General features: G+C 63.0%; 21 protein-coding genes and 1 tRNA gene. 12 read left to right on the top strand and 10 right to left on the bottom strand.

Translation table 11 applies throughout. The annotated features are described in order from the left end of the window. Window positions 1-224 precede the first annotated feature (224 nt). A complete protein-coding gene (locus IHE39_RS01760; RefSeq protein WP_192565316.1) occupies window positions 225-1367 on the top strand; it encodes a DegT/DnrJ/EryC1/StrS family aminotransferase in 1143 nt (380 codons plus the stop codon). A gap of 14 nt (window positions 1368-1381) precedes the next feature. Here the strand turns inward: IHE39_RS01760 and cysQ are convergent, their stop codons facing one another. The 5 genes from cysQ to IHE39_RS01735 form a co-directional block, all read right to left on the bottom strand. Beyond that, entirely contained in the window at window positions 1382-2233 is an 852-nt protein-coding gene (gene cysQ / locus IHE39_RS01755; protein WP_192565315.1) for a 3'(2'),5'-bisphosphate nucleotidase CysQ, read from the bottom strand. After that, window positions 2184-4121 carry a sulfate adenylyltransferase subunit CysN gene (gene cysN, locus IHE39_RS01750; RefSeq protein ID WP_192565314.1) on the bottom strand — a complete coding sequence of 646 codons (1938 nt, stop codon included), beginning with the start codon at window positions 4119-4121 and terminating at the stop codon, window positions 2184-2186. The genes cysQ and cysN overlap by 50 nt, the downstream gene beginning before the upstream one ends. A gap of 2 nt (window positions 4122-4123) precedes the next feature. Further along, window positions 4124-5029, bottom strand: a complete 906-nt coding sequence (cysD, locus tag IHE39_RS01745; RefSeq protein WP_192565313.1) for a sulfate adenylyltransferase subunit CysD — start codon at window positions 5027-5029, stop codon at window positions 4124-4126. A 351-nt stretch (window positions 5030-5380) separates the two neighbouring features. Beyond that, window positions 5381-6388: an NAD-dependent epimerase gene (locus IHE39_RS01740; protein WP_192565312.1), complete on the bottom strand. Its 1008-nt coding sequence runs from the start codon at window positions 6386-6388 to the stop codon at window positions 5381-5383. Window positions 6389-6502: 114 nt separating this feature from the next. After that, window positions 6503-7096, bottom strand: coding sequence for a biotin transporter BioY (locus IHE39_RS01735; protein ID WP_184769362.1), 594 nt, complete (start codon window positions 7094-7096; stop codon window positions 6503-6505). A gap of 221 nt (window positions 7097-7317) precedes the next feature. Here IHE39_RS01735 and IHE39_RS01730 point away from each other — a divergent pair, with 221 nt between their 5' ends. Next, on the top strand, window positions 7318-8226 hold the full coding sequence (locus IHE39_RS01730) for an MBL fold metallo-hydrolase (RefSeq protein WP_184769363.1): 909 nt from the start codon (window positions 7318-7320) through the stop codon (window positions 8224-8226). Window position 8227: 1 nt separating this feature from the next. On the opposite strand, the gene IHE39_RS01725 is transcribed toward IHE39_RS01730, so the two are convergent. Next, window positions 8228-9046 carry a DUF1499 domain-containing protein gene (locus IHE39_RS01725; protein ID WP_246470706.1) on the bottom strand — a complete coding sequence of 273 codons (819 nt, stop codon included), beginning with the start codon at window positions 9044-9046 and terminating at the stop codon, window positions 8228-8230. A 139-nt stretch (window positions 9047-9185) separates the two neighbouring features. Further along, the gene (locus tag IHE39_RS01720) at window positions 9186-10823 is read right to left on the bottom strand and encodes a fatty-acid--CoA ligase (RefSeq protein WP_192565311.1); all 1638 of its coding nucleotides are present in this window, start codon (window positions 10821-10823) and stop codon (window positions 9186-9188) included. A 169-nt stretch (window positions 10824-10992) separates the two neighbouring features. Here IHE39_RS01720 and IHE39_RS30510 point away from each other — a divergent pair, with 169 nt between their 5' ends. Next, entirely contained in the window at window positions 10993-11691 is a 699-nt protein-coding gene (locus IHE39_RS30510; RefSeq protein WP_246485358.1) for a hypothetical protein, read from the top strand. Window positions 11692-11709: 18 nt separating this feature from the next. On the opposite strand, the gene IHE39_RS01710 is transcribed toward IHE39_RS30510, so the two are convergent. Both IHE39_RS01710 and ppdK read right to left on the bottom strand, forming a co-directional pair. Next, entirely contained in the window at window positions 11710-12447 is a 738-nt protein-coding gene (locus IHE39_RS01710; RefSeq protein ID WP_192565310.1) for a polysaccharide deacetylase family protein, read from the bottom strand. Window positions 12448-12747: 300 nt separating this feature from the next. Continuing rightward, on the bottom strand, window positions 12748-15414 hold the full coding sequence (ppdK, locus tag IHE39_RS01705; RefSeq protein ID WP_192565309.1) for a pyruvate, phosphate dikinase: 2667 nt from the start codon (window positions 15412-15414) through the stop codon (window positions 12748-12750). A 208-nt stretch (window positions 15415-15622) separates the two neighbouring features. Here ppdK and IHE39_RS01700 point away from each other — a divergent pair, with 208 nt between their 5' ends. After that, window positions 15623-15958: a VOC family protein gene (locus IHE39_RS01700; RefSeq protein WP_192565308.1), complete on the top strand. Its 336-nt coding sequence runs from the start codon at window positions 15623-15625 to the stop codon at window positions 15956-15958. A 200-nt stretch (window positions 15959-16158) separates the two neighbouring features. Further along, a tRNA-Gln gene (locus tag IHE39_RS01695) sits at window positions 16159-16233 on the top strand. 89 nt (window positions 16234-16322) lie between these two features. Here IHE39_RS01695 and IHE39_RS01690 read toward each other — a convergent pair. After that, on the bottom strand, window positions 16323-17180 hold the full coding sequence (locus IHE39_RS01690) for a LysR family transcriptional regulator (RefSeq protein WP_192565307.1): 858 nt from the start codon (window positions 17178-17180) through the stop codon (window positions 16323-16325). A 92-nt stretch (window positions 17181-17272) separates the two neighbouring features. Between IHE39_RS01690 and IHE39_RS01685 the strand changes: the two genes are divergently transcribed. From IHE39_RS01685 to IHE39_RS01655, 7 genes are all read left to right on the top strand, one after another. Next, window positions 17273-18610: an aspartate aminotransferase family protein gene (locus IHE39_RS01685; RefSeq protein ID WP_192565306.1), complete on the top strand. Its 1338-nt coding sequence runs from the start codon at window positions 17273-17275 to the stop codon at window positions 18608-18610. Window positions 18611-18624: 14 nt separating this feature from the next. Then, window positions 18625-19086, top strand: coding sequence for a cobalamin B12-binding domain-containing protein (locus IHE39_RS01680; protein WP_184769370.1), 462 nt, complete (start codon window positions 18625-18627; stop codon window positions 19084-19086). After that, a complete protein-coding gene (gene meaB, locus IHE39_RS01675; RefSeq protein WP_192565305.1) occupies window positions 19083-20084 on the top strand; it encodes a methylmalonyl Co-A mutase-associated GTPase MeaB in 1002 nt (333 codons plus the stop codon). The genes IHE39_RS01680 and meaB overlap by 4 nt, the downstream gene beginning before the upstream one ends. Further along, window positions 20081-21772: a methylmalonyl-CoA mutase family protein gene (locus tag IHE39_RS01670; RefSeq protein WP_192565304.1), complete on the top strand. Its 1692-nt coding sequence runs from the start codon at window positions 20081-20083 to the stop codon at window positions 21770-21772. Before meaB ends, IHE39_RS01670 begins: the two co-directional genes overlap by 4 nt. 10 nt (window positions 21773-21782) lie before the next feature. Further along, window positions 21783-22532, top strand: coding sequence for an enoyl-CoA hydratase/isomerase family protein (locus tag IHE39_RS01665; RefSeq protein ID WP_192565303.1), 750 nt, complete (start codon window positions 21783-21785; stop codon window positions 22530-22532). Window positions 22533-22539: 7 nt separating this feature from the next. Then, the gene (locus IHE39_RS01660) at window positions 22540-24168 is read left to right on the top strand and encodes an AMP-binding protein (RefSeq protein ID WP_192565302.1); all 1629 of its coding nucleotides are present in this window, start codon (window positions 22540-22542) and stop codon (window positions 24166-24168) included. Between the two features lie 133 nt (window positions 24169-24301). Next, complete coding sequence (locus tag IHE39_RS01655; RefSeq protein WP_192565301.1) at window positions 24302-25423, top strand: branched-chain amino acid ABC transporter substrate-binding protein; 1122 nt, start codon at window positions 24302-24304, stop codon at window positions 25421-25423. Window positions 25424-25466: the final 43 nt, after the last annotated feature.

Raw genomic sequence — 25466 nt, 5'->3', positions numbered from 1 at the left:
TTTCCGGCGGTTTCATCGATCACTTTATGTTTCGCATCGCCAAGCCGGCTTAGCCGCATCGGTAGAGAAAACCCTGTTTTCCGCCATTTTCGGCGCGAAAATGCTGCAACCGAAAGTAACAAGAACTGCCGGCGCGCCATGCATGCCGCAGGGTGCTCGGCTTTTTCGCCCCCGGCAACTCTGCTATCAGCGGCGCGAAGAAACGATTGGGTTTTGGGGCCAGAATGCAGTTCATCGATCTCGGCGCACAGCGCGAACGAATCCGCGACCGTCTGAAGGCGGCTATCGACAAGGTTGTCGACGAAGGACGCTATATCCTCGGTCCGGAAGTCACCGAATTCGAGAACCAGCTCGCCAAGTATGTCGGCGTCAAGCATGTGGTTGCCTGCGCCAACGGCACCGACGCACTTCTGCTGCCGCTGCTCGCCTCCGGCATTGGCCCGGGTGATGCGGTGTTCGTGCCGAGCTTCACCTTCGCAGCGACCGCCGAAGTGGTGGCGCTTGCCAAGGCCGAGCCGGTGTTCGTCGACATCGAGCCGGACACCTACAACATCTCGATCGAAAGCCTCGAAGCCGCGATCGCCATGATCAAGGCCGAAGGCCGCCTGAAGCCGAAGGCGATCATCCCGGTCGACCTGTTCGGCATCGCGGCTGACTATGCAGCCATCGACGCCATCGCCAAGCGTGAGAACCTGCTGGTGATCGAAGATGCCGCCCAGTCGATCGGCGGCTCGCAGGACGGCAAGATGTGCGGCGCCTATGGCCATGTCGCGGCCACCAGCTTCTACCCGGCCAAGCCGCTCGGCTGCTACGGCGACGGCGGCGCGATGTTCACCAATGACGACGAGTTCGCTCAGAAGCTGCGTTCCTTCGCCTTCCACGGCAAGGGCGAAACCCAGTACGACAATATCCATGTCGGCCTGAACTCGCGCCTCGATACGCTGCAGGCGGCGATCCTGATCGAAAAGCTGGCCATCCTGGAAGACGAGATGGAGGCGCGTGCGCGCGTCGCCAAGCGTTATGCCGATGGCCTCGGCGATGTGGTGAAGGCCTCGCGCGCGCCAGAAGGCGGCCGCTCGGCCTGGGCACAATATGCCATCGAGACCGCCGACCGCGACGGACTGAAGGCACATCTGCAGGCTGAGGGCATTCCGTCTGTCATCTACTACGTCAAGCCGCTGCATGTGCAGGTCGCTTATCGCGACTATCCGCTCGTGACGGGCGGTCTGCCGGTTTCGGATGCGGTGCCGGGCACCATCCTGTGCCTGCCGATGCACCCCTATCTCAGCGAAGCCGACCAGGACCGGATCATTTCGACGATCCGCAACTATGTCGGCTCCAACTCGGCCAAGATCGCGGCCGAGTAGGCACCACTTTCAGTTCAGTACATGAAGGCCGGGTCGATGATCCGGCCGCTCGACACGAAATGCGGATTGGCAAAATCCGCATCGTTGGCCTGGTTGCGCTTGCCATAGAGCAGCGGCTCGCCATCGAGCGTGTGCGTGATTCCACCCGCGGCGCGCAGCACTGCATCACCCGCCGCCGTATCCCACTCCATCGTCCTGCCGAAGCGTGGATAGATATCAGCCTCGCCCGAGGCGAGCAGGCAGAACTTCAACGACGACCCGACCGAGACGATCTCGGCGGCATGAACCCGTTTGATGAAGGCTTCCGTCTCCGGGGTCAGGTGCGAACGGCTGGCAACGATGGTCAGCGGCTCGCGTCCATCGCGCACGTGGATCTGGCGGCGCCCGGAAGCCTTGCCTTCGGTGATCTCATAAGCTTCGGCCTTTCCCGGCCTGCCGGCAAAGAAGCGGCCAGTACAGGGTGCGTAGACGACGCCGATTTCGGGAGCTCCGTCACGAACCAGCGCGATGTTGACGGTGAAGTCGGTGCGGCGCTTGACGAATTCCTTGGTTCCATCGAGCGGATCGATGACGAAGAACGCGCGCCCGAGATCCGGCGCGATGACGCCTTCGGAAGTCTCTTCCTCGGCAACGCAAGGCACCTCGGGAAAGGCTGTTCGCAATCCTTCGAGGATGATCTTCTCCGCAGCCCTGTCGGCCTGCGTGACGGGCGAGGCATCCGCCTTGTCCGTCACCGTGATCTCCGAATTGTAGACCTCCATGATCGCCTGCCCGGCTTCGACCGCCAAGCGTTCGAACAGTGCGAGTATGGCTTCGTCAGATGCCGCCACCGTCGTCATATTGATGCTCTGCAATGTCTCGCCCATTCAGCCAGGTCTCGACGGTCTCGACCATCTCTTCAGGGGTCTTGCCGAGTGTCTGGAGATGAATCTCAGGATTCTCCGGCGTTTCATAGGGCGAATCGACACCGGTGAAGTTCTTTATCGCGCCGGCGAGCGCACGAGCATACAGCCCCTTCGGATCGCGCTTGGCGCATTCCTCGAAAGGCGTATCGACGAAGACCTCGACGAACTCGCCCTGCCCCATCAGTTCGCGCGCCATGCGCCGCTCGGCGCGGAAAGGCGAGATGAAGGAAACGATGACGATCAGGCCGGCATCGGCCATCAGCTTGGCGACTTCGGCCACGCGACGGATGTTTTCGACGCGATCCTCGTCGGTAAAGCCGAGGTCGCGGTTGAGGCCGTGGCGAACGTTGTCGCCGTCGAGGATGTAGGTGTGGCGGCCGGCCGCGTGCAGCTTCTTTTCCAGCATGTTGGCGACGGTGGACTTTCCCGAACCGGACAGGCCGGTGAACCACAGCACCGAGGGGCGCTGGTTCTTCAGTTCAGCACGCGCCTTGCGGGTCACGTCGAGCGACTGCCAGTGAATGTTCCCGGCCCGGCGCAGTGGGTTCAGGATCATGCCGGCACCAACGGTGGCGTTGGTGATGCGATCAATCAGAATGAAGGCGCCGGTCGTGCGGTTGTCGGCGAAATTGTCGAACGCCACCGGCGACTGGGTCGAGATGTTGCAAACGCCGACCTCGTTCATCTCAAGCGCCCTCGCCGCTTCATGGGCGAAATCGTTGACGTTGACGCGGTACTGGAGGTCCGTGACCGTTGCGCTCGCCTGGTCCGTCTCGGTGCGCAGGATATAGGAGCGGCCCGGCAGCAGTGCCGCTTCGTCGAACCAGACGACATTGGCGGCGAACTGATCGGCGACATGCGGACGGGCATCCGGCGTCACCAGCACGTTGCCGCGTGAAATCTCGACTTCGTCGTCGAGAACAAGCGTGACCGCCTGGCCAGCGACCGCGCTGCGCAGATCGCCGCCATGGGCGACGATGCGCTTGACCGTGGAAGGCTTGCCCGATTTTGCGACGATGACCTCGTCGCCCTGCGAGATCGACCCCGAAGCGACGGTGCCGGCAAAGCCGCGGAAGTCCAGATTGGGCCGATTGACATATTGCACCGGGAAGCGGAACGGCTGTGCGACCGCCTCTTCTTCGACCACCACGGTCTCGAGGTGCTCGATGAGGGTCGGGCCGGAGTACCAGCCCATCTTGTCCGAACGCCGCGTGACGTTGTCGCCGAAGCGCGCCGACATCGGGATCGGCACGATCGACTTGAAGCCGAGGCTTTCGGCAAAGGTCGCATATTCAGCCGTGATGCGTTCGAAGACGCCCTGATCGAAGCCGACCAGGTCGATCTTGTTGATCGCAACGACGATGTTCCTGATGCCGAGCAGCGAGGCGATGATCGAATGCCGCCGCGTCTGACGCAGCACGCCCTGGCGTGCGTCGACAAGAACAATGGCGAGATCGGCCGTCGAGGCGCCAGTCGCCATGTTGCGGGTGTACTGCTCATGGCCGGGGGTGTCGGCAACGATGAACTTGCGCTTGGGCGTGGCGAAGAAACGGTAGGCGACATCGATGGTGATGCCCTGCTCGCGCTCGGCCTCCAGCCCGTCGACCAGAAGCGCGAAATCGACGTCCTCGCCCGTCGTGCCGTGCTTGCGCGAGTCGCGCTCGAGTGCGGCGAGCTGGTCCTCGAAGATCTGCTTGGTATCGGACAGAAGACGGCCGATCAGCGTCGACTTGCCGTCATCGACCGAGCCGCAGGTCAGAAAGCGCAGGAGCGATTTCTGCTCCTGGCCGGCGAGGTACTCGCGGACGCTTTCGGCGGCCTCAATCTTGGTGGCCATGGCGTGGCGCATTCTCAGAAATACCCTTCGCGCTTCTTCTTTTCCATCGATCCGGCTTCGTCGCGGTCGATGAGGCGTCCCTGCCGCTCGGACGTGCGGGCGGTCAGCATCTCGCTGACGATGCCCTCAAGACTGTCGGCGTCGGATTCGATGGCACCAGTCAGCGGGTAGCAGCCCAGCGTGCGGAAACGCACGAGCTTGTTTTCCACCACCTCGCCCGGCTTGAGCTTCATGCGGTCGTCATCGCGCAGGATCAGCATGCCGTCGCGCTCGACCACCGGCCGATGCTTGGCGAAATAGAGCGGCACGATGGGGATGTTTTCCTGCAGGATGTATTGCCAGATATCGAGCTCGGTCCAATTGGACAGCGGGAAGACGCGGATCGATTCACCCTGGGCGACGCGGGTGTTGAAGATCTTCCACATTTCCGGGCGCTGGTTCTTCGGATCCCAGGCATGCTGGGCGTTGCGAAAGGAGAAGATGCGTTCCTTGGCGCGCGACTTCTCCTCGTCGCGGCGGGCGCCGCCGAAGGCTGCGTCGAAGCCGTATTTGTCGAGCGCCTGGCGCAGGCCAACGGTCTTCATCACATGGGTATGGGTGTTTGAGCCATGGTCGAACGGATTGATGTTGTCGCGGACACCATCCGGATTGACGTGGACGAGCAGGTCGAAGCCGAGCTCACGCGCCATGGTGTCGCGAAACTCGATCATTTCGCGGAACTTCCACGTCGTGTCGACATGGAGGAACGGGAATGGCGGCTTGGCGGGATAGAAGGCCTTCATTGCCAGATGCAGCAGCACCGAGGAGTCCTTTCCCACGGAATAGAGCATCACGGGCTTGGTGAAAGTGGCGGCGACCTCACGGAAGATGTGGATCGCCTCCGCCTCGAGACGGTCCAGGTGAGTCAATCTGGCAAGCATTGAAAAGCCTTCGGAAATCGTTCCTTGGCCGCGGTTTTTGAGCCGAAACGACCGATTGGCTGCAGTGTCTCACAAATTAGCTGTGTCGCAAGCAGCCGACGACCAAAATGCGCCGCCAGCACAGTCAGTTTTTTGCCCGTCTTTCACGTCTTCTGGAATGCAATTCCATGGCGCGGTCACGCCCCTGCTCTTGACGCGAAATTTGTGCTTGGGAAGAGGCACCACTTTGGCGGCGGCAGGGAGGCCTGCTGTGGTCGGTTCGAACAATGGACAGTGCCGTTCTGCCACGCCATTTCCGACGCGGCAGACAGCATCACCACAAGAGGTCAATATGCCTGAGCCGTCGCCTCGTTACTGGACGCGGTGGTACCTGCCGTACCAGTCGACGAAGCGGACAAGCCCGTCCTCGATCGGCGTGTGCGGAAGCTCGCCGATAAGTGCTTCAAGGTCGCTGACGTCGGCCCAGGTGCTGAGCACGTCGCCCGGCTGCAGCGGCATGAAGTTCTTCACCGCCTCGCGGCCGGTCGCGCGCTCGAGAATGCGGATCATCTCCATCAGATGCTCCTTGCGGCGATTGCCGATGTTCATGACGCGGTGCGGCGCCCAGCTGCCCGAGGCGCCACCGGCGGCGATGTCGTAGCCGGGATCGGCCTTCGGCGGCAGGTCGATCAGGCGTACGATGCCTTCGACGATGTCGTCGATGTAGGTGAAGTCTCGGTACATATCGCCATTGTTGTAGATGTCGATGGTCTCGCCGGCGAAGATGGCGCGGGTGAACTTGTAGTAGGCCATGTCAGGCCGGCCCAGCGGCCCGTAGACCGTGAAGAAGCGCAGGCCGGTCGCCGGCACGCCAAACAGATGGCTGTAGGTGTGCGCCATCAGCTCGTTGGCCTTCTTGGTGGCGGCGTAAAGGCTGACCGGATGGTCGACGCCGTCGCGTGGCGAATAGGGCTGCTTCTTGTTGCCGCCATAGACCGAACTCGACGAGGCATAGATCAGGTGCTTCGGCGTCGTTGCACGGCAATTCTCGAGGATGTTGAGGAAGCCGGTGACGTTGGCGTCGACATAGGCTTGCGGATTGTCGAGCGAATAACGCACGCCGGCCTGTGCCGCGAGGTTGATCACTGTTTCCGGCCGACATTCGAACGCAGATTTGACCGCGGCCGCATCGGCCAAATCGGCCTGGATGAAGCGGAAATCGCCATGTTCAGCGAGTATCTCCAGCCGCCCCCGCTTCAATGACGTATCGTAGTAGTCGGTGACGCTGTCGAAGCCGACGACTTCAAAGCCTTCAGCAAGCAGCCGCTTGGCGACATGGAAACCGATGAAGCCGGCCGTGCCGGTGACGAGAACGGTCATGAATTCACTGCTCTTCAAATGCAAGACGCCCCGGCCTTTCTAAGGCCGGGGCGCCCATTAATCCATCGCCAAGCAGATCCATCGCTCGGCAAATCCACCGCCCGATTGAAGCGATCAGCCCTTCTTGGGCAGCAGCGCCCAGATGGCCGGAACGACTGCTGTCGCCAGCGCCACCTTGATCAGGTCAGGCACGATGAACGGCACGACGCCGAACTGCCAGGACTTCTCGGCGCCGATCAGCAGCGAGAGCCAGGAGAAACCGAGTGCCATCATCACGACTTCAGCGACCAGCATCGCGCCAAGCATCTTGACGATGCTGCGGCCCCAGCCGCGGTCGACGGCCCAGCCGACGATTGCCGCCATGGCAACGAAGCCAAGCAGATAGCCGCCGGTCGAGCCAAGCATATAAGCGAGGCCGATGCCCTTTTCAGGCGTGCTCTGGAACACCGGATAGCCCATGGCGCCCTGCGCCATGTAGAGCAGCAGCGTCGCCACGCCGAGTCGCAGGCCATAGGCCGCGCCGATGCCGAGCACGGCCAGCGTCTGCAGCGACATGTCGACCGGTCCGAGCACGACCTTGGTCTTGGCCGAAGCGATGAGCAGCAGCGAGCCCGCAACGGCCAGCAAGAGCTGGGTCGCCAGGCGCGTCGCGCCCTTTTCAGGCAATGCCGCGGAGATGAGCGCGGTGGAACTGGTTGCAGCGGCCATGTAAATCCCCTTGTGGTATGCGCGCCGAGGCACGCTTTGCATGCCCCCCCGAAAATCGAGATCGATTTTCGCTAGGGATCATGCATCGATCTAAACCTCTACAGCGTCCTTTGCGCGTGGACGCGCGGCGCTGTAGTCATGGTTTTCCCTATATTGTCTTCCATGCTAAGCGGCAAACGAATTTGCCCAGGGCATCTCGAACCCACAGATATCGGCTGGCCATGTCTCTCGATTTCGACACAAGCTTCGACCCCGCCTACGGCCAGACTGTTGCTGTCGCTGACGGCGTTGTGCGGATTACCGCCAACAATCCAAGCGCGTTCACCTTCCACGGCACCAACAGCTACATCATCGGCACGGACACACTGGCGGTGCTCGATCCGGGACCAGACGACGACACGCATCTCCAAGCGCTTGTTCGCGCCATTGCAGGCCGTCCGGTCAGCCATATTTTCGTCAGCCACACCCATCGTGACCACTCGCCGCTTGCAGCCCGCCTGAAAGCGCTGACCGGTGCGGTGACTGTTGCCGAAGGACCGCACCGCTCGGCACGCCCATTACGCATCGGCGAAGTCGCCCCGCTCGATGCGAGCAGCGACACCGACTTCATGCCTGACCTCATTATCGCCGACGGCCAGGTCGTCGATGGCGACGGCTGGCGCATGGGTGCGGTGTTGACCCCGGGCCACGCAGCGAACCATGCCGCCTTCGCGCTTGAAGGCAGCGGCATCCTGTTCTCCGCCGACCATGTCATGGCCTGGTCGACTTCAATCGTGGCGCCGCCTGATGGCGCGATGTCGGATTACATGGCGTCGCTCGACAAGCTCATCGCGCGCGACGACCGCACCTATCTGCCCGGCCATGGCGGCCCGGTCGTTTCGCCACAGGCATTCGTGCGCGGCCTGAAAGGCCACCGCCAGATGCGCGAAGCCGCAATCCTCGAACGCCTGGTGGCAGGCGACAGGTCAATTCCCGATATCGTGCGCGCCATCTACCGCAACACCGATCCCAGGCTCTATGGCGCAGCCGGGCTTTCAGTGCTCGCCCATCTCGAGGACCTTGTCGGACGCGGCGAGGCCGTCAGCAACGAGGCCCCGGCGATCGACAGCGTCTATTCGCCGGCGACGTAAGCTACGGCTCGGGCGTCGCCGTCGTCGCGGTTCCGGCTTGGTTGGCAATTTCCTGATCAAGCTCAGCAAGGAAACCGGTAATCCGCCCCGCGTTTTCGCCGAGGTCGTGCCGCCCGTAGCGCGAGGCAGAACGCATGTCGACGAATGTCGAATCGCCATCATCCACCAGCCGGATCGCCACGTCGGAGGGCAAGGCGAGGATGAAGGTCCGCGCGACAGCTTCGATGTCGACTTCGCCCGCGGCCTTGTCGGCGGCCGGCGGCTGCACCACGATCTCCCAACCCTGACGGGCCAGCACGGTCGAGACACTTTGCAGCACCTGGTCGAGCGACAGGTCGTAGCGCCGGCCGGCAACCAGCGGATAGGACTGGGTCTGCAGGGTGCGCTCGCCAACCGATGGGATTTCCAGCCTGTTCATGGCGGGCGTGCGCAGCGAGGCCGCTGCAGTCAGCGCCGGCGGATCGTCGACATCGGTCGAGAGGTCCCGCAGCATGGGCAAGGTGGCGATCTGATAGGCAACGAAGCCGAACGGCGCGAGCACCGCCAATCCCAGCAGGGCACCGAAGGTCAGGTCGTGCCCGCCGCGATCGCCGAACTTCCACAGCCGCGAAAAGGCAAAGCCGGACAGCAGCAACGCGAAAGCGGCAAGCAGTGCCACGATGCCGAGCACCCAGAAAAAGGCCGTTGTGTCGACCAGGCCGCGGCGATGGCCGAGAACCGCGGTGATCAGCAGAACTGCCGAAAACGACGCCATGCCGCGCGACAGCCCCGCCGAACGCGTGGTGCGCAGTTCATGATATCTCGTCTGGATCTCAGCCATGGAACCCCGTTACCAACCCAGCAGACATGGCAGCACGCCGTCCCCACGGCGGAAGTCGCTGCCAGGCCAAACTAGAGGGTTTCCTGCGGCGGTTGAAGCGGAAAGGCGGCTTGTGCCCCCTTCCCGCACATGAAGTTGCTTACGCGGCCGTGTCCGTCGGCAGGCGATAATCCTTGAACCTCTCGCGCAGCGCCGTCTTCAGGATCTTGCCGGTCGCCGTATGGGGGATCTCGTCGACGAAGGCGATATCGTCGGGCATCCACCACTTGGCGACCTTGCCGTCAAGGAACGCCAGTATGTCGGACTTTTCGGGCTCCTTGCCTTGCTTGCGCACGATCACCATCAGCGGGCGCTCTTCCCAGCGCGAGTGCCTGACCCCGATCACCGCCGCTTCCTGGACATCGGGATGTCCGACCGCCAGGTTTTCGAGTTCGATCGAGGAAATCCACTCGCCGCCCGACTTGATGACGTCCTTGGAACGGTCGGTGATCTGCATGTAGCCATGTTCGTCGACATGGGCGACATCGCCGGTGTCGAACCACTCGTCGTCATCGAACTGCTCGGCGCTGGCGCCGCCGAAATACGAACCCGACACCGCCGGGCCGCGCACCTTGAGGCGGCCAAACGTCTTGCCATCCCAGGGCAGCTCCTTGTTGTCGTCGTCGGTAATCTTCATCTCGACGCCGAACGGCGTGTAGCCCTGCTTCTGCTGGATGTTCAGTCGGGCGTCGCCCTCGAGGTCGTCATATTCGGGCTTGATGGTGCACAACGTGCCGAGCGGCGACATTTCCGTCATGCCCCAGGCATGAATGACCTCGACACCATAGTTGCGCTCGAACTTCTCCGTCACCATCCGCGGGCAGGCCGATCCGCCGATCACCACCTTGTTGAGATGCGGCAGGTTCTTGCCGGTTTCCTCCAGGTGCTGCAGCAACATCAGCCAGACGGTCGGCACGGCCGCGGTGAAGGTGACACGTTCGCTATCGAGCAGTTCGTAGATCGACGCGCCATCCATCTTGCCACCTGGCATGACCAGCTTGGCGCCCACCATCGGCACGCTTTGCGCAAGCCCCCAGGCATTGGCGTGGAACATCGGCACGACAGGCAGGACGACATCACGCACCGAAATGCCCATGGCGTCTGGCATCACCGCGATCATCGCATGGAGCACGTTGGAGCGGTGACTGTAGACGACACCTTTGGGGTCGCCTGTGGTGCCAGAAGTGTAGCACATGCCGGCTGCGGCATCTTCGGCGAGCGCTTTCCAGGCGTAGTCACCGTCGGCCTCCGCCAGCCACTCTTCGTAGGCGACGACATTCGGCAGTGCCGTCGGCGGCAAGTGCGCGGCATCGGTCAAGACGATGATGCACTTGAGCGAAGGCACCAGCGGCGCGATCTTTTCGACCAGTGGCATGAAGGTCAGGTCGACGAACAGCGCCTGGTCCTGCGCGTGGTTCATGATCCAGACGAGCTGCTCGGGGAAAAGGCGTGGATTGAGCGTGTGGTAGACAGCACCCATGCCCATGGTGCCGTACCAGGCCTCCATGTGGCGCGCTGAGTTCCAGGCAAGCGTGGCGATGCGATCGCCGAGCTTGTAGCCGTCGCGCTCGAGCCGCTGGGCTACCTGGAGCGAGCGTGTGCGCAACTCGAGATAGTTGGTGCGGACTATAGGCCCCTCGATCGACCGCGACACGATCTCCCGGTTCGGATGCTGCCGAGCGGCATGGTCAATGATCTTGTGGCACAGCAGCGGCCACTCCTGCATCAGTCCGAGCATGTGGATCCTCCCAGATCTTGTCAGGTCATTTTGGGCGCAATGCAGGGATTGTCCAGCCTGACCCAGGGGAAGCCAAGCCGGCAAAATGCCAACGGCCATATTGCGGCCACGGTCCCGGTTAACCTTTGTTACCGGCTGGCGGGATTGGTAAGATATTGTGAGGGATCACATGGATACGCATCCCCGCGCGGAGGACGAAGCCCTGCCGCAGCACGAAGCGTCATCGCAGGAGCCGGAGGCTGAAACGGTCGAGCAGGACCTGATCGCGGCCGAAGACGAGTCGACTGGCGACACCACCGACGTTTCCGACACCGATGAAACCGTAGTCGTGGCCGCATCCGAGCCTGTCGCTGAAGAGACCGTCGATGTCGAGCTTTCCGCCGACGAGTTGTCCGACGGACCTGACGCGGCTGCGGAGGCAGAAGCTGCCACAGCTGTGGTGGCGACCGACACTTCGCGTGATGCCGAAGTGCCATCGGCAGACGATGGTGCCACCCTGGTGCTTGCGCCCGAAGAGCTGACGGCCGAAGCGCCGGCCATAGAGGAAACTGCCGCCGCCACGATTGCGGCGCCCTCCATTGCTCCAGGCAGCGTCTCGGATTCCGAGTTCGCCCACATGGTCGACGATGCGCTCGAGGCTGTAGGCGGTATCCTGCTTTTCAAGATGCGTCTCGACGAGGCTGGCGAGGACAGGCATGTCGCCGCCGCATCCATCGGCGACGGTGCCAGGCGTCAGTTCCTGCTGCTCTCGCTGCCTGTCACCGGTGGCAAGCTCAAGGTCGAATCGGCCAGCCGCAGCAACAGCCCGTTGGCCAAACTCGCCGAAGCCTATGTCGGCGTGGTCGAGGCCTTCCGCGCCGCGGCCTGAAGCTGCGACACGGCAGCATCAGTTCGTCGTGTCGTCCGTGCCGTCATCTTCGACATCGTCCAGCCGCACGAAGGCGTAGCCCTTTGCCTTGAGTACCAGCAGCCCTTTGACCAGCCCGCCACCGGCGGCGTGGGTGGGCTGGTTGATGTGCGCGATGATGACGTCGCCATCCTTGGCTGAGGAAACACGCCGTTCGGTCTCGCGCGCGCCGAGTAGCGAGCCGCCATCGCCATTGATCGAATAGCCGGCAATCCTGAAGCCGAGGCTACGGATCAAGGCAATCGACGACTGGCTGTATTGCGCGGTCGCGCCGCGAAACCATTTCGGTGCCGGCTCGCCACGATCGGTCAACGCCAACGCTCCAGCCACCACCTCGGCCTGCACCGCCTCGATACTGCCCGCACTTTTCAGCCCGTAGATGCTGCGCGGCGTGTCGACCGCCGGGACATGCTCGGCGCCATGATTTTCCAGTTCGAACAGGTCGGGATGCGCCCTCATGATGGCGAGCGCCTCGGCGTTGCGCTTCAGCCACTTGCCGGTGACGAAGATCGTCGCCGGTATCTTGTTGTCGACGAGTGCAGAGAGTATGCGGGCGTCGGTCTTGCCGCCGCAAGCGTCGAGTGTCACTGCCACGCGCGGGGGTGCTTCGGTGGAGGGCCTGAGATGCAATCGGGGCTCGAGAAGTGCCGCCGAGGCTGAAGAGCTCACCAGCGCCGCGAGACCGACGCCAACCAAAAACCTGCCGAGCATGCGCATGCGAATTTCCGAGAATTGCAGTCTGGAACCGCCGCCACTGGCGCTCGAACTTTGGCGCGAAGATGACCGTGACGGCTATTTGGCTTACGTGCCAGGCGCGCTGGAGACGATGCCCGACAGGAGTTGCTACCAAGCAACGGAGCCAAGCGGCGTGAAGCCATCAACGCGTGAAGCCATCAACCCATAACGAAATCAGTAACCCGAAATCGGCAGCCTGCTTGGCAAAGTCACGCGATCCGGTCTGCCGGTCATACCCAATTTGCAAAGTGGGTATGACCGATCTAATTGCCTTGGAGCGCGCTAGCGCTTCGCCTTCACCGCAGACTGCGCGGCGGCGAGCCTGGCGATCGGCACGCGGAACGGCGAGCACGAGACATAGTCGAGCCCGACGCTTTCGCAGAAATGGATCGACGCCGGGTCGCCGCCATGCTCGCCACAGATGCCGAGCTTGATCTCAGGTCGCGTCGCCCTGCCCTTTTCGGCAGCGATCTTGACCAGTTCGCCGACACCGTCGACGTCGAGCGAGACGAACGGGTCCTGCTCGATGATGCCCTTCTGGCGATAGGTCTCGAGGAAGGACGCCGCATCGTCACGCGAGATGCCGAAGGTGGTCTGCGTCAGGTCGTTGGTGCCGAAGGAGAAGAATTCGGCCGCCTCGGCAATGACATGGGCGCGAATGGCAGCGCGCGGCAGCTCGATCATCGTGCCGACGAGATAATCGATGTTCACGCCCGTTTCCTGCATCACGCTCTGCGCAACCTGGTCGATGCGCGCCTTGACGAAGTCAAGTTCCTTCATCAGGCCGACGAGCGGTACCATGATCTCGGGCACCACGGGGCTGCCGGTCTTCTTGCCGGCCTCGATCGCCGCCTCGAAGATGGCGCGTGCCTGCATCTCGGCGATCTCAGGATAGGAGACGGCAAGACGGCAGCCACGATGGCCAAGCATCGGGTTGAACTCGTGCAGCGCTTCGGTGCGCTGGCGCAGCTTGTCGGCCGACACGTTCATCGCAGCGGCGACCTCGGCGATCTCTTCCTCGGTCTTGGGCAGGAACTCATGCAGCGGCGGATCGAGCAAGCGGATCGTCACCGGCAGGCCGGCCATGATTTCGAACAGCTCGATGAAATCAGAACGCTGCATCGGCAATAGCTTGTCGAGGGCTGTACGCCTGTCCTTTTCGCTGTCGGCGAGGATCATCTCGCGCATGGCAACGATGCGGTCGCCATCGAAGAACATGTGCTCGGTCCGGCACAAGCCGATGCCTTCGGCACCGAAGGAACGCGCCATGCGCGCATCCGCCGGCGTTTCGGCATTGGTGCGCACCTTCATGCGGCGCGCCGCATCAGCCCATTCCATGATCGCGGCAAAGTCTCCGGAAAGTTCCGGCTGCAGCATCGGCACCGAACCCTTCAGCACCTGGCCGTTGGAGCCGTCGATAGTGATGATGTCGCCCTTGCGGAAGGTGCGGCCCATGGTGATCAGCGTGCCGGCACGATAGTCGACGCGCAGCGATCCCGCGCCTGAAACGCAAGGCTTGCCCATGCCGCGGGCAACCACCGCCGCGTGGCTGGTCATGCCGCCGCGCGTCGTCAGGATGCCTTCGGAGGCATGCATGCCATGGATGTCCTCGGGGCTGGTCTCGATACGCACCAGGATGACCTTGCGGCCGGCGGACTTCAGCTCCTCTGCCTCGTCGGACGAGAACACGATCTCGCCGGTGGCGGCACCGGGCGAGGCCGGCAGGCCGACGGCGATGACCTCGCGCTGCGCCTTGGGATCGATCGTCGGGTGCAGCAGCTGGTCGAGTGCTGACGGGTCGATCCGGCAGATCGCCTCATCCTTGGTAATCAGACCTTCGCCGGCCATCTCGGCAGCGATCTTGAGAGCTGCCTTGGCGGTGCGCTTGCCCGAACGGGTCTGCAGCATCCACAGCTTGCCACGCTCGATGGTGAATTCGAGGTCCTGCATGTCACGGTAATGCTGTTCGAGGCGATTGGAGATCGCCACGAAGGTGTTGAACGCCTCGGGCATCAGCTTTTGCAGCGAGGGCTTGTCGGAGCCTGCGGCGATGCGGGCTGCTTCGGTGATGTTCTGCGGCGTGCGGATGCCGGCGACAACGTCCTCACCCTGCGCGTTCACCAGGAACTCGCCATAGAGCATCTTCTCGCCGGTCGAGGGGTTGCGCGTGAAGGCAACACCAGTTGCCGATGTCTCGCCCATGTTGCCGAACACCATGGCCTGAACGTTGACCGCCGTGCCCCAGCTCTCGGGAATGTCGTGCAGGCGGCGATAGGTGATGGCGCGATGGTTCATCCAGCTCTGGAACACCGCGCCGATGGCGCCCCACAGCTGCTCGTGCGGATCCTGCGGGAAGGAGCGGCCGAGTTCTTCCTCGACCTTGGCCTTGTAGAGCTTGATGACGTCCTGCCACTGGGCGGCCGTGAACTCGGTGTCGAGTTCATAGCCGAGACGGCCCTTTTCGTCCTCGAGCAGTTCTTCGAAGACCTCATGGTCGAGACCCAGCACCACGTCGGAATACATGGTGATGAAGCGGCGGTAGCTGTCATAGGCAAAACGCGCATCACCGGCATCCGTGGCGAGTGCCTCGACGGTGACGTCGTTGAGGCCGAGATTGAGCACCGTGTCCATCATGCCAGGCATCGAGGCCCGGGCGCCGGAACGCACCGAGACGAGCAGCAGGCTTTCTGGGTCGCCAAAGCGGCGGCCGGTAATCGACCCGACATGGTCTAGAGCGGCGCGGACATCAGACTCAAGTGTATCGGGATAGGCGCGGCCATTGGCATAAAACCAGTTGCAGGCCGCGGTGGTGATGGTGAAACCGGGCGGTACCGGCAGGCCGAGACTGCACATCTCGGCGAGGTTCGCCCCCTTGCCACCGAGCAGGTCGCGGTCGCTCGCGCGCCCCTCGGCTGCACCGTCGCCAAAACTGTAAACCCACTTGGTCATGCCTTCTCCTCGCCGACTGAGTGTGGAGCGAGACGGTGGCCTCCGTCCGCTTCTGGGGCGAGCGATAGGATGCTGCGCTGCGAAAGGCAAGGCGCTGTTCCGCCACGGAATGTCCTACAATCGATTTATGGGGTAATGCCCTGGACCGCCTTGCGGGCCGCCGCCCCACGATATAGAACATATCAAGAACAATCTTACGGAGACGACCATGCGCAAGACCGGCAAGCTCGACTACATCGAACTGGCTGCCGTTGGCGGCACGCTCGACCATGTGAAATCCTTCTACAGCGCAGCCTTTGGCTGGACCTTCACCGACTACGGCCCTGATTACTCAGCCTTCGCGGAAGGGCTCGACGGCGGGTTCCAGGCCGAAATGCCGGCAAAACCGCTGCCGATTCTCTACTCCGAAGCGCTGGAAGAGACGGCTGCGGCGGTCGAAGAAGCCGGCGGCACCATCGTCAAGCCGATTTTCTCCTTCCCCGGCGGCCGTCGCTTCCACTTCGTCGATCCAGCCGGCAACGAACTCGCCGTCTGGGGCGAGTGATCGCCTCAAGCGTCGCCTATCAAGTCAGTCAATCATCGGCTCGCGTTTGCGAATGCGAGTTCCGCAAATCAGGCCCGATGCAACCTGCCCCAAGATGATGCGGAAAGCGGCAACGGCGCGATTGTACTTTTGCCGCGCGCTGCATATAAGGCGGCTGTCGATTGACTCGCTGCGGCTTGTTGTTTGCTGCTGCGGCATGTTGGGGCGTCGCCAAGCGGTAAGGCATCGGTTTTTGGTACCGACATTCCCAGGTTCGAATCCTGGCGCCCCAGCCATCGCTCCCAGATCGCTCGAAACCATCTCAGATCAAGCTCTTGCCGACCGCAGATGGTCGTAACGCCAGACATTTGGCAGAGTGACTTTTTCAAAGCGTTGGCAAAACCCGTCGGATATGATCGGCGAAGGCTTCGACTGCGGGCGAGCGTTCGGTGTCGGCGTATGCGATCAGCATGCCAAGGGTCGAAAGCGGCGGCAGCGGCGCGTTGAGGATGTGGAGGTCCGACGGGACCGCCTCCTTGGTCATGACGCTGATCGCCAGGCCCGAACGCGCGACGGCAATCAGGCCGGCCAGGCTGTTGGAGGCGTGGGAGATCTTGTAGCGCAGCCCGGCACGAGCCATGGCATCGCAGGCGGCCCTGTGGTCCATCGCGTTCGAGGCCGGCAATGCCATCGGAATCGTCTCGCCGAAATCGTGCTGTTCGAGCGTCGGCTTGCTTCCTACCCAGACCAGCGGTTCCGGCCGCACGACATCGGCGGAATCGGTGGCATTGGGGGTCGAGACCAGCGCCAGGTCGACCTGGCGCGAATTGAGCAGGCCGCGCAGCTCGACGGTCGGCGCCGAGACGACCTTGATCTCGACATCGGGATAGAGGCTGCCGAAGGTTTTCAGGATCGTGGGAAAGAAGGCAATCAGATAGTCTTCAGGGCTGCCGAAAATGATCGACCCGTGCAGGCCCTTGTCGGAGAGCGCCGACACAGCCTCGTCGTGCAGCTTGAGGATACGCTCGGCATAAGCCAGGAATCGCACCCCGCTCGCGGTCAGGCTGACGCCGCTGCCGCTGCGATGAAACAGGCTCTGGCCGAGCACATCCTCGAGCCTTTGGATCTGCATGGTCACCGCCGATTGCGTCCGCCCCACCTGCACGGCGGTCGCACTCAGCGTCCCCAGTTGGGCAGCCCGAACGAACGTGGCCATCAGTCTTAGATCCAGCGACGTCTGCATATCAACTTTCCTGATATCTGGATCAAAGCATTATCAATTTTACTGCATTCCGGCCAGCCCCTATCGTTTTGCCAACCATTGAGGGCTGCGAGATGTCGAAAAACCAGGATCGCGATTTTTGGACTGCGGCGAGCAACCATCTCATTCGCTATGGCGGCAGCTTCGAGCCGGCGATCATCGAGCGGGCCGCCGGCTCGTTCGTCTATGACGCGGACGACAGGCCGATCCTCGACTTCACCTCCGGCCAGATGAGTGCCCTGCTCGGCCATGCCCATCCCAGGATCGTATCGACGGTCAGCCGGCAGGTCGAAAAGGTCGCGCATCTGTTCAGTGGCATGCTGTCCCGCCCGGTTGTCGAGTTGGCCGAGCGCCTGGCCGGGCTGGCGCCCGGCCTCGACCGGTCGCTGCTGCTGTCGACGGGTGCTGAATCAAATGAAGCAGCGATCCGCATGGCCAAGCTGGTCACCGGCAAGCACGAGATCGTTGCCTTCTCCAAGAGCTGGCACGGCATGACAGGTGCCGCCGCTTCGGCGACCTACAGCGCAGGCCGCAAGGGATATGGGCCCGCCTCCGTCGGATCGCTTGCCATACCGGCACCGAACAGCTTCCGCCCGCGCTTCAAGCACGCCGATGGCACTTTGGACTGGCGCACCGAGCTCGACGACGCATTCAATCTGGTCGACAGCCAGTCGACGGGAAGCCTGGCAGCCTTCGTCGCCGAGCCGATCCTTTCCAGCGGCGGCATGCTGGAACTGCCCCAAGGCTATCTCGCAGCGCTCAAGCAGAAATGTCACGAGCGCGGCATGCTGCTGATCCTCGACGAGGCGCAGACCGGCATCGGCCGAACGGGAACCATGTTCGCCTTCCAGCGCGACGGCGTCACCCCTGACATTCTGACCCTGTCCAAGACAATCGGCGCTGGCCTGCCGCTTTCGGCAGTCATGACATCAGCCGAAATTGAAGAGGCGGCACACGCCAAGGGTTTCCTGTTCTACACCACCCATGTGTCCGACCCGTTGCCGGCGGCCGTCGGCCTGGCGGTGCTCGACGTGGTGGAGGATGAAAAGCTCGTCGAGCGGGCCCAGCATCTGGGCGCCAGGCTTTTCGACGGCCTGTCGCTGCTCAAGCAGCGCTACGAATGTATCGGCGACGTGCGTGGTCGCGGCCTGATGCTCGGCGTCGAGATCGTCAAGAGCGGCAAGAACAGGGATCCCGACCATGAGCTTGGCGCCAGGATCGCTGCGGAGGCGTTCCGTCGCGGCCTGAGCATGAACATCGTCAAGCTTCCCGGCATGGGCGGCGTGTTCCGCATCGCCCCGCCCCTGACGATCTCCGAGGCGGAACTCGATCTTGGCCTGAGCATCATCGCGGACTCGATCGACGCCGGGCTTGCCGGGAGCACGGGCGGCTCCAGCATCGCTGCAGAGTGAAAGGCACTCCAGAAATGACCGATAGCAGCAACAACAGCCAGGGCGACGGCGCCAGGGCTGGGATTGACGTGAGTTCGCCCATCCGGGTGCTTGTCGCCAAGCTCGGCCTCGACGGCCATGACCGGGGCGCCAAGGTCGTGGCCCGCATCCTGCGCGATGCCGGCATGGAGGTCGTCTATACCGGGCTCTACAAGTCTCCCAACGATGTCGTAAGTGCTGCGATCCAGGAAGACGTCGACGTCATCGGGGTCAGCCTGCTGTCGGGCTCGCACCTGCCATTGTTCCAGGAACTCGGGCGTTGCCTCAGGGAAAAGAAGGCCGAACACATCTTCGTGGTCGCCGGCGGCGTCATTCCCGAGCACGACTATGCAGCCCTGTCGGACAGCGGCGTCGACGCCATCGTCCCGCAGGAAGCCAGGAGCGACCTGATCGTCACGACGATCAGGAAACTGATCGCGGAACGCGGCCGGATATGACAGCGTTCGCTCCCTCCAGGCCGGCCAGGCGTGCAGCCTATGTGGCTTCGGCCGAACTGGTTCCCGATGTGCTTTCAGGCAGCGTCCTGGCGGTAGCCCGGATGATCTCTCGGGCCGAGGCCGGCTATGCCGAAGCATCGGAAGCGCTGTCGGAGATCTACAGGCACACCGGCAAGGCGCATGTCGTCGGCATCACCGGCGTTCCCGGTGCAGGCAAGTCGACGCTCGTCGCCGCCCTCATCAAGGCCTTCGCGTCAGACGGGCAAAAGGTCGGCGTGATTGCCGTCGATCCGAGCAGCCCGTTTTCCGGGGGTGCAATCCTTGGCGACCGGGTGCGGATGAGCGACGCCGCCCAGTCCAGCCAGGCCTTCGTCCGCAGCATGGCGACGCGTGGACATCTCGGCGGCCTTGCACGCGCAACGCTGCAGGCCGTCGATGTCCTCGATGCGGCGGGATACTCGCCGATCATCATCGAGACGGTCGGCGTCGGGCAGGACGAAGTGGAAGTGGTGACCGCCGCCCACACCATCGTGGTGCTGTCCGCACCCGGGCTTGGCGATGACATCCAGGCGATCAAGGCGGGCATTCTCGAAATAGCCGACATCCACGCCGTCAGCAAGTGCGACAGGCCGGACGCACCGGCAGCGGTGGCGGCACTGCGCGGCATGATGACCCTCGGACCAGGCAGGCCAGGCTCGGACTGGCAGGCGCCGGTTCTGCCGGTCAGTTCGGTTTCGGGCGAACACATCAGCGAGCTGAAGGACGCCATATCAAGGCATTGGGACCATCTCAGGGACAGCGGCGAGTTGCACGACCGTGAGCGCAACATTGGCCGGACACGGATACTCGGCACCGCCAGGCAGCTGTTTCAGGACAGGTTCAAGCGCGACGTCACGGAACTCGAGACCCACGTTCAGGCAGTGGTGGACCGGGCCATGGATCCATCCGTGGCCGCCTGCCTGCTGCTGGGTTGGGAGAATGAGGTGCAGGTGAAATGACACTGTTTTCAGCGCAGGCGATCGACGACATCAGGGAAAAACAAGTCGAGTGGGAAGAAAACGAACTCGCGGCCGCATTGCAAAGCAGGCCGGAGGAGAAACCGGTCTATGAAACGGAGTGCGGCATAGCGCTGAAGCGGATCTACACCGCAGCCGACATCGCCGGCATCCCGGCCAGCGATCTGGGATTTCCGGGCGCATATCCCTTCACCCGGGGTGCCTATCCGACGATGTATCGCGGGCGTCCGTGGACCATCCGGCAAGTTGCCGGCTTCGGCAATCCCGAAGCCACCAACCAGCGCTACAAATACATGATCCAGACCGGCCAGACCGGGCTTTCGACCGATTTCGACCTGCCGACACTGCTCGGCCTGGATTCCGACGATCCGATGGCATTCGGCGAAGTCGGACGTGTCGGCGTGGCGATCGACACGGTGGACGACATCGACCGGCTGTTCGACGGGATCGACCTTGAGAAGATTTCAGTCTCGCTGACCATCAATCCCTCGGCCTGGGTGATCTACGCGATGTTCGTCGCTGCCGCGGAAAAGCGCGGCTACGACCTGCACAAGCTGACCGGCACGCTACAGGCCGATCCGCTGAAGGAATATGTCGCCCAGAAGGAGTGGATCTACCCGGTACGGCCCGCCGTCAGACTGCTGCGCGACCTGATCATGCACAGCGCCAAGACGACGCCGAAGCTCAATCCGATCAGTCTCAGCGGCTACCACCTGTCCGACGTCGGCGGCAACGCGCTCCAGGAGATCGCGTTCATCATGGCCTTCACCATCGCCTATTGCGAGGAGGTCATCGACGCCGGCATGGACATCGACGATTTCGCGCCCAGGCTGTCGTTCTTCTTCATCAGCCACCAGGACTTCTTCGAACAGATCTGCAAGTTCAGGGCAGCCCGGCGCGTCTACGCCAAGATCATGTCCGAGCAGTTCCACGCCAGGAAGCCGGAATCGATGCGCCTGCGCGTGCATGTGCAGACGGCGGCGATGAGCCTGACCAAGGTCGAGCATCACAACAACCTGATGCGCACCGCTATCCAGGCGTTGGGCGCGGTGCTCGGCGGCTGCCAGAGCATGCACACCAATGGCCTCGATGAGGCCTTCGCCATCCCGACCGAGGAGGCGATGAAGCTGGCCATCCGGACCCAGCAGATCATTCGCGACGAAATCAACGTGACGTCGGTGATCGATCCGCTTGGCGGCTCCTACTTCGTCGAACGCCTGACGCGTGACATGGAGAACGAAATCTGGAAGGTGCTGGACGAGGTCAAGGAGCGCGGCGGCGCCATCAAGCTCGTCGAGGAAGGCTGGTTCCAGCAGAAGCTGGCCGACTCCGCCTACGCCACCTTCAAGAAGATCGATAGCGGCGAGAAGATATCGGTCGGCGTCAACCGCCATGTCGACGACACCAGCGGTTCGGCCGAGGTCCACATCCATCCCTATGACGACCAGTGCACCCAGCTGCAGATCGAGCGCCTGAACGCGGTGCGCGCAAACAGGGACAACGGGCGCGTGCAACAGCTGCTGGGAGAGCTCGCCGAGCAGGCCCGGTCCGACGACATCAACCTGCTGCCGAAGACAATCGAGCTAGTGAAGGCGAGAGCGACGCTTGGCGAGATCTGCAGCGCCCTGCGCGACGTCTGGGGCTCCTACGCCGAACCCATGATCGTTTGAGGAGCCCAACATGACATCCGCAGTCATTTCGACGGACGACGGCGCCATCTCCTGGATCAGGTTGAACCGGCCGGAGCGGCTCAACGCCATGAATAGCGATCTCGTCGACGAGCTGTCGGCGGCGCTGGCCGCGGCGGAGACCAGAAAAGCCACCCGCGTCATCATCCTGCATGGCGAGGGCCGCGCCTTCTGCTCCGGAGACGACCTCAGGGATCTCGACGCGCAGACCACCTCGGTGGCGGCGACACAGGCCTGGGTCGAGTCCATCCAGGGCATCACGCTGCAGATCATGCAGTCGCGGAAGATCGTCATTGCCGCGGTGCATGGCTGGTGCGTCGGCGGTGCGCTCGAATGGGTCGTCAACTGCGACTTCCGGCTGTTTGCCGACACCACCAGATGGTTCTTCCCAGAGGTCGGATACGGGCTGTTCGTCACCGGAGGCGTGACGGCGCTGCTGACCAAGCAGGCCGGACCGCAGGTCGCCAAGGAACTGATGATCCTCGGCGAACGCCACGACGCGGCCAAAGCGCTCGAGGTCGGCATCGCCTGGAAGCTCTTCGCCGAGGCCGACCTGCTCGACGAGGCAAGCAAGCTGGCGCTCACGATCGCGGAGCGCCCCGAGGACGCGGTCGCCGACATCAAGCACGCCATCAACGAAGGCTTCCACTCGTCGCTCGACGCCGCGATGGCGCTCGAGACCAGGGCGACGGTCAGCGGCTTCCTGTCCGCCGAGGCCCAGGCCCGGGCAAAAAGGTTCTGAACGCGCCATGACACTTCGCAGCGTCTCATCTCCTGCCTACATCCCGGGCAAGCGCGACGACGACCTGGAAAACCGGGTGCTGCCGCGGATCCTGTTGCGGCAGGCCGAGCGGTTCGGCAGCAAGCCATTCATTGAGGTCTGCGGGCGCAGCGCAAGTTTCGAGGACATGCTTCACATTTCGAGCCAGTTGGCTCGCGGCCTGCGCCAGCTGGGCGTGAGCCGCTCGGACCGCGTGGCGATGCTGCTGCCCAACTGCTTCGAGCTCATCGCGCTGTGGTTCGCGACATCGAGCCTTGGAGCGATCGAGGTGCCGACCAATCCCGGGCTGAAGGGCGACCTGCTTTGCCACAACCTGAACAATTGCGGGGCGGAGGTGCTGGTTGTCGATGCCAGCACGCTGGCCGAGCTCGCGAAGGTGCAGGACAGCCTGCCCTGCCTGCGGACGCTGATCCTTGTCGGAACAGATCCTGCCGAGGCGCGGGCGGCGGGTATCAGGATCGGCCGCATCGTCAGCTTCGATGAATGCCTGGCGCCGCAACTGGGCTTCGACCTGGTCGACGTCCACTACTCCGACCCGATGGCGATCCTGTACACCTCAGGCACCACAGGTCCGGCCAAGGGCGCACTGATGTCCCACCATCATTGCTACTCCTGGACCGCGGCGATGGCATCCAACCTGGGTTACACAAGCGACGACAGCTATTTCTCGGCCCTGCCGCTGTTTCACACCGACGCCCAGATGTTCGGCGTGCTCCTGCCTTTGATCTACGGCACGAAAACGACGCTTGTCGAAAGCTTCAGTGCGTCGAGATTCTGGGGCCAAATCCGTTCCAGCGGCGCGAGCGCGACCAATCTGCTCGGCGCGATGGCCGTCATCCTGATGCGCGCCCCGCCGTTGCAGAACGACGCCAGCAATCCCGTCAGAGTCTGCCAGTGCATTCCGATGGTAGCAGACAAGGAGGCCTTCGAACGCCGCTTCGACATGCGGCTTGTCACCGGATACGGACAAACCGAAACCAGCTTCGTGACGCTGGACACGGTCGACGATACCCGACCGGGTTCCTGCGGCCGGGCGCATCCGGATTGGGAAGTGGCGATCGTCGACGAAGCCGACAGACCGCTGCCGCCCGGCAGCGTCGGCGAGATCGTTGCGCGACCGGTCAAGAGCTGGAGCATGTTTTCCGGCTACTATCGCGCCGAGGCAAAGACCGTCCAGACGCTCAGGAACCTCTGGTATCACTCCGGCGACGCCGGCTTCATGGACGAAGACGGTTGGCTCTACTTCAAGCATCGCCTCAATGAGGCCATCCGGCGCCGAGGCGAGAACATTTCCGCCTATGAGGTGGAGACGGTCGCCGAGAAACACCCAGACATTGTGGAAAGTGCAGCCTTTGGAGTTCCCTCGGAGCTGACCGAAGAAGACATCATGGTCGTGGCCCAACGCAGGCCCGGTTCGGCGCTCGAGCCCACTGATTTGATCGATCACTTTGTGGCTCTTGCGCCCCGCCACATGGTGCCGCGCTACATCGAAATCACCGACACGCCACTTCCCAGAACACCGACGGAAAAGGTCGCCCGCAGCAGCTTGCGGCAGCGCGGCGTGAGCGATGCCACTTTCGATCGGGGACCGAGATGAGCGGGGCGGCCACCCAAACAGTCTGAACGCCCGGTGTCGCCGACATCGGCAGAGGCGGAATTCCAAACTTGGTGCGACCGGTGGGCGCGCACCAAGCAACAACCAAGCCCACATGCTAATGGGAGTCCAATTCATGAAGAAGTTGCTCTTGCATTCTGTAGCCTTGGCCGCTCTCGGCCTGTTCAGCGGCAGCGCCTGGGCCGACATCCTGATCGGCGTCGCCGGACCGATCACCGGCCCGAACGCCGCCTTCGGCGCGCAATTCCAGAAGGGCGCAGAACAGGCGGCCGCCGACATCAACGCAGCCGGCGGCGTGCTCGGCCAGAAAATCAGCATCCAGGTCGGGGACGACGTTTCCGATCCGAAGCAAGGCATCTCGGTTGCCAACAAGTTCGTCGCGGACGGCGTCAAATATGTCGTCGGCCACTTCAACTCGGGCGTGTCGATCCCCGCATCCGAGGTCTATGCCGAAAATGGCGTGCTGGAGATTTCACCAGCTTCGACCAACCCGCAATACACCGAGCGCGGTCTGTGGAACACGTTCCGCACCTGCGGACGCGACGACCAGCAAGGCAAGGTCGCCGGCGACTACATCGCGGCCAACTTCAAGGACGCCAAAATCGCGATGATCCACGACAAGAGCCCCTATGGCCAGGGCCTGGTCGACGTCGCCAAGAAAGTGCTCAACGAAACCGGCGTCAACGAGGTGATGTATGAAGGCATCAACATCGGCGACAAGGATTTCTCGGCCCTCATCGGCAAGCTGAAGGAAGCCGGCGTGACGCTGATCTACTTCGGCGGCCTGCACACCGAGGCCGGCCTGATCATGCGCCAGTCGGCCGACCAGGGCCTGAAGGCTATCCTGTTTTCGGGCGACGGTATGGTGTCGAATGAACTTGCTTCGATCGCCGGCGACGCGGTGATCGGCACGTTGAACACGTTCTCGCCCGACCCGCGCAAGAACTCGGCGGCGAAGGATCTCGTCGAGAACTTCCGGGCCAAGGGTTTTGAGCCGGAAGCCTACACGCTGTACTCCTACGCCGCCGTTCAGATCATCGCCGGCGCCATTGCCAAGACGGGATCGGCCGACGACGCCCAAAAGGTCGCCGAGACGATGAAGGCAAACGGGCCCTGGCCGACGGCGATCGGCGACATCGGCTATGACGCCAAGGGCGACATCACGCGCCCGGACTATGTCATCTACGAATGGAAGAAGGGCGACGACGGAAAGCCGACCTATGCCCAGATGCAGTAGGCCATGACCGGCCGACGCCCGGCCCATGGGTCGGGCGTCGCGC

The organism is Aminobacter carboxidus (genome assembly GCF_014863355.1).
GTDB classification, from domain to species: Bacteria; Pseudomonadota; Alphaproteobacteria; order Rhizobiales; family Rhizobiaceae; genus Aminobacter; species Aminobacter carboxidus.
This window is presented reverse-complemented; position numbering and strand designations above follow the sequence as displayed.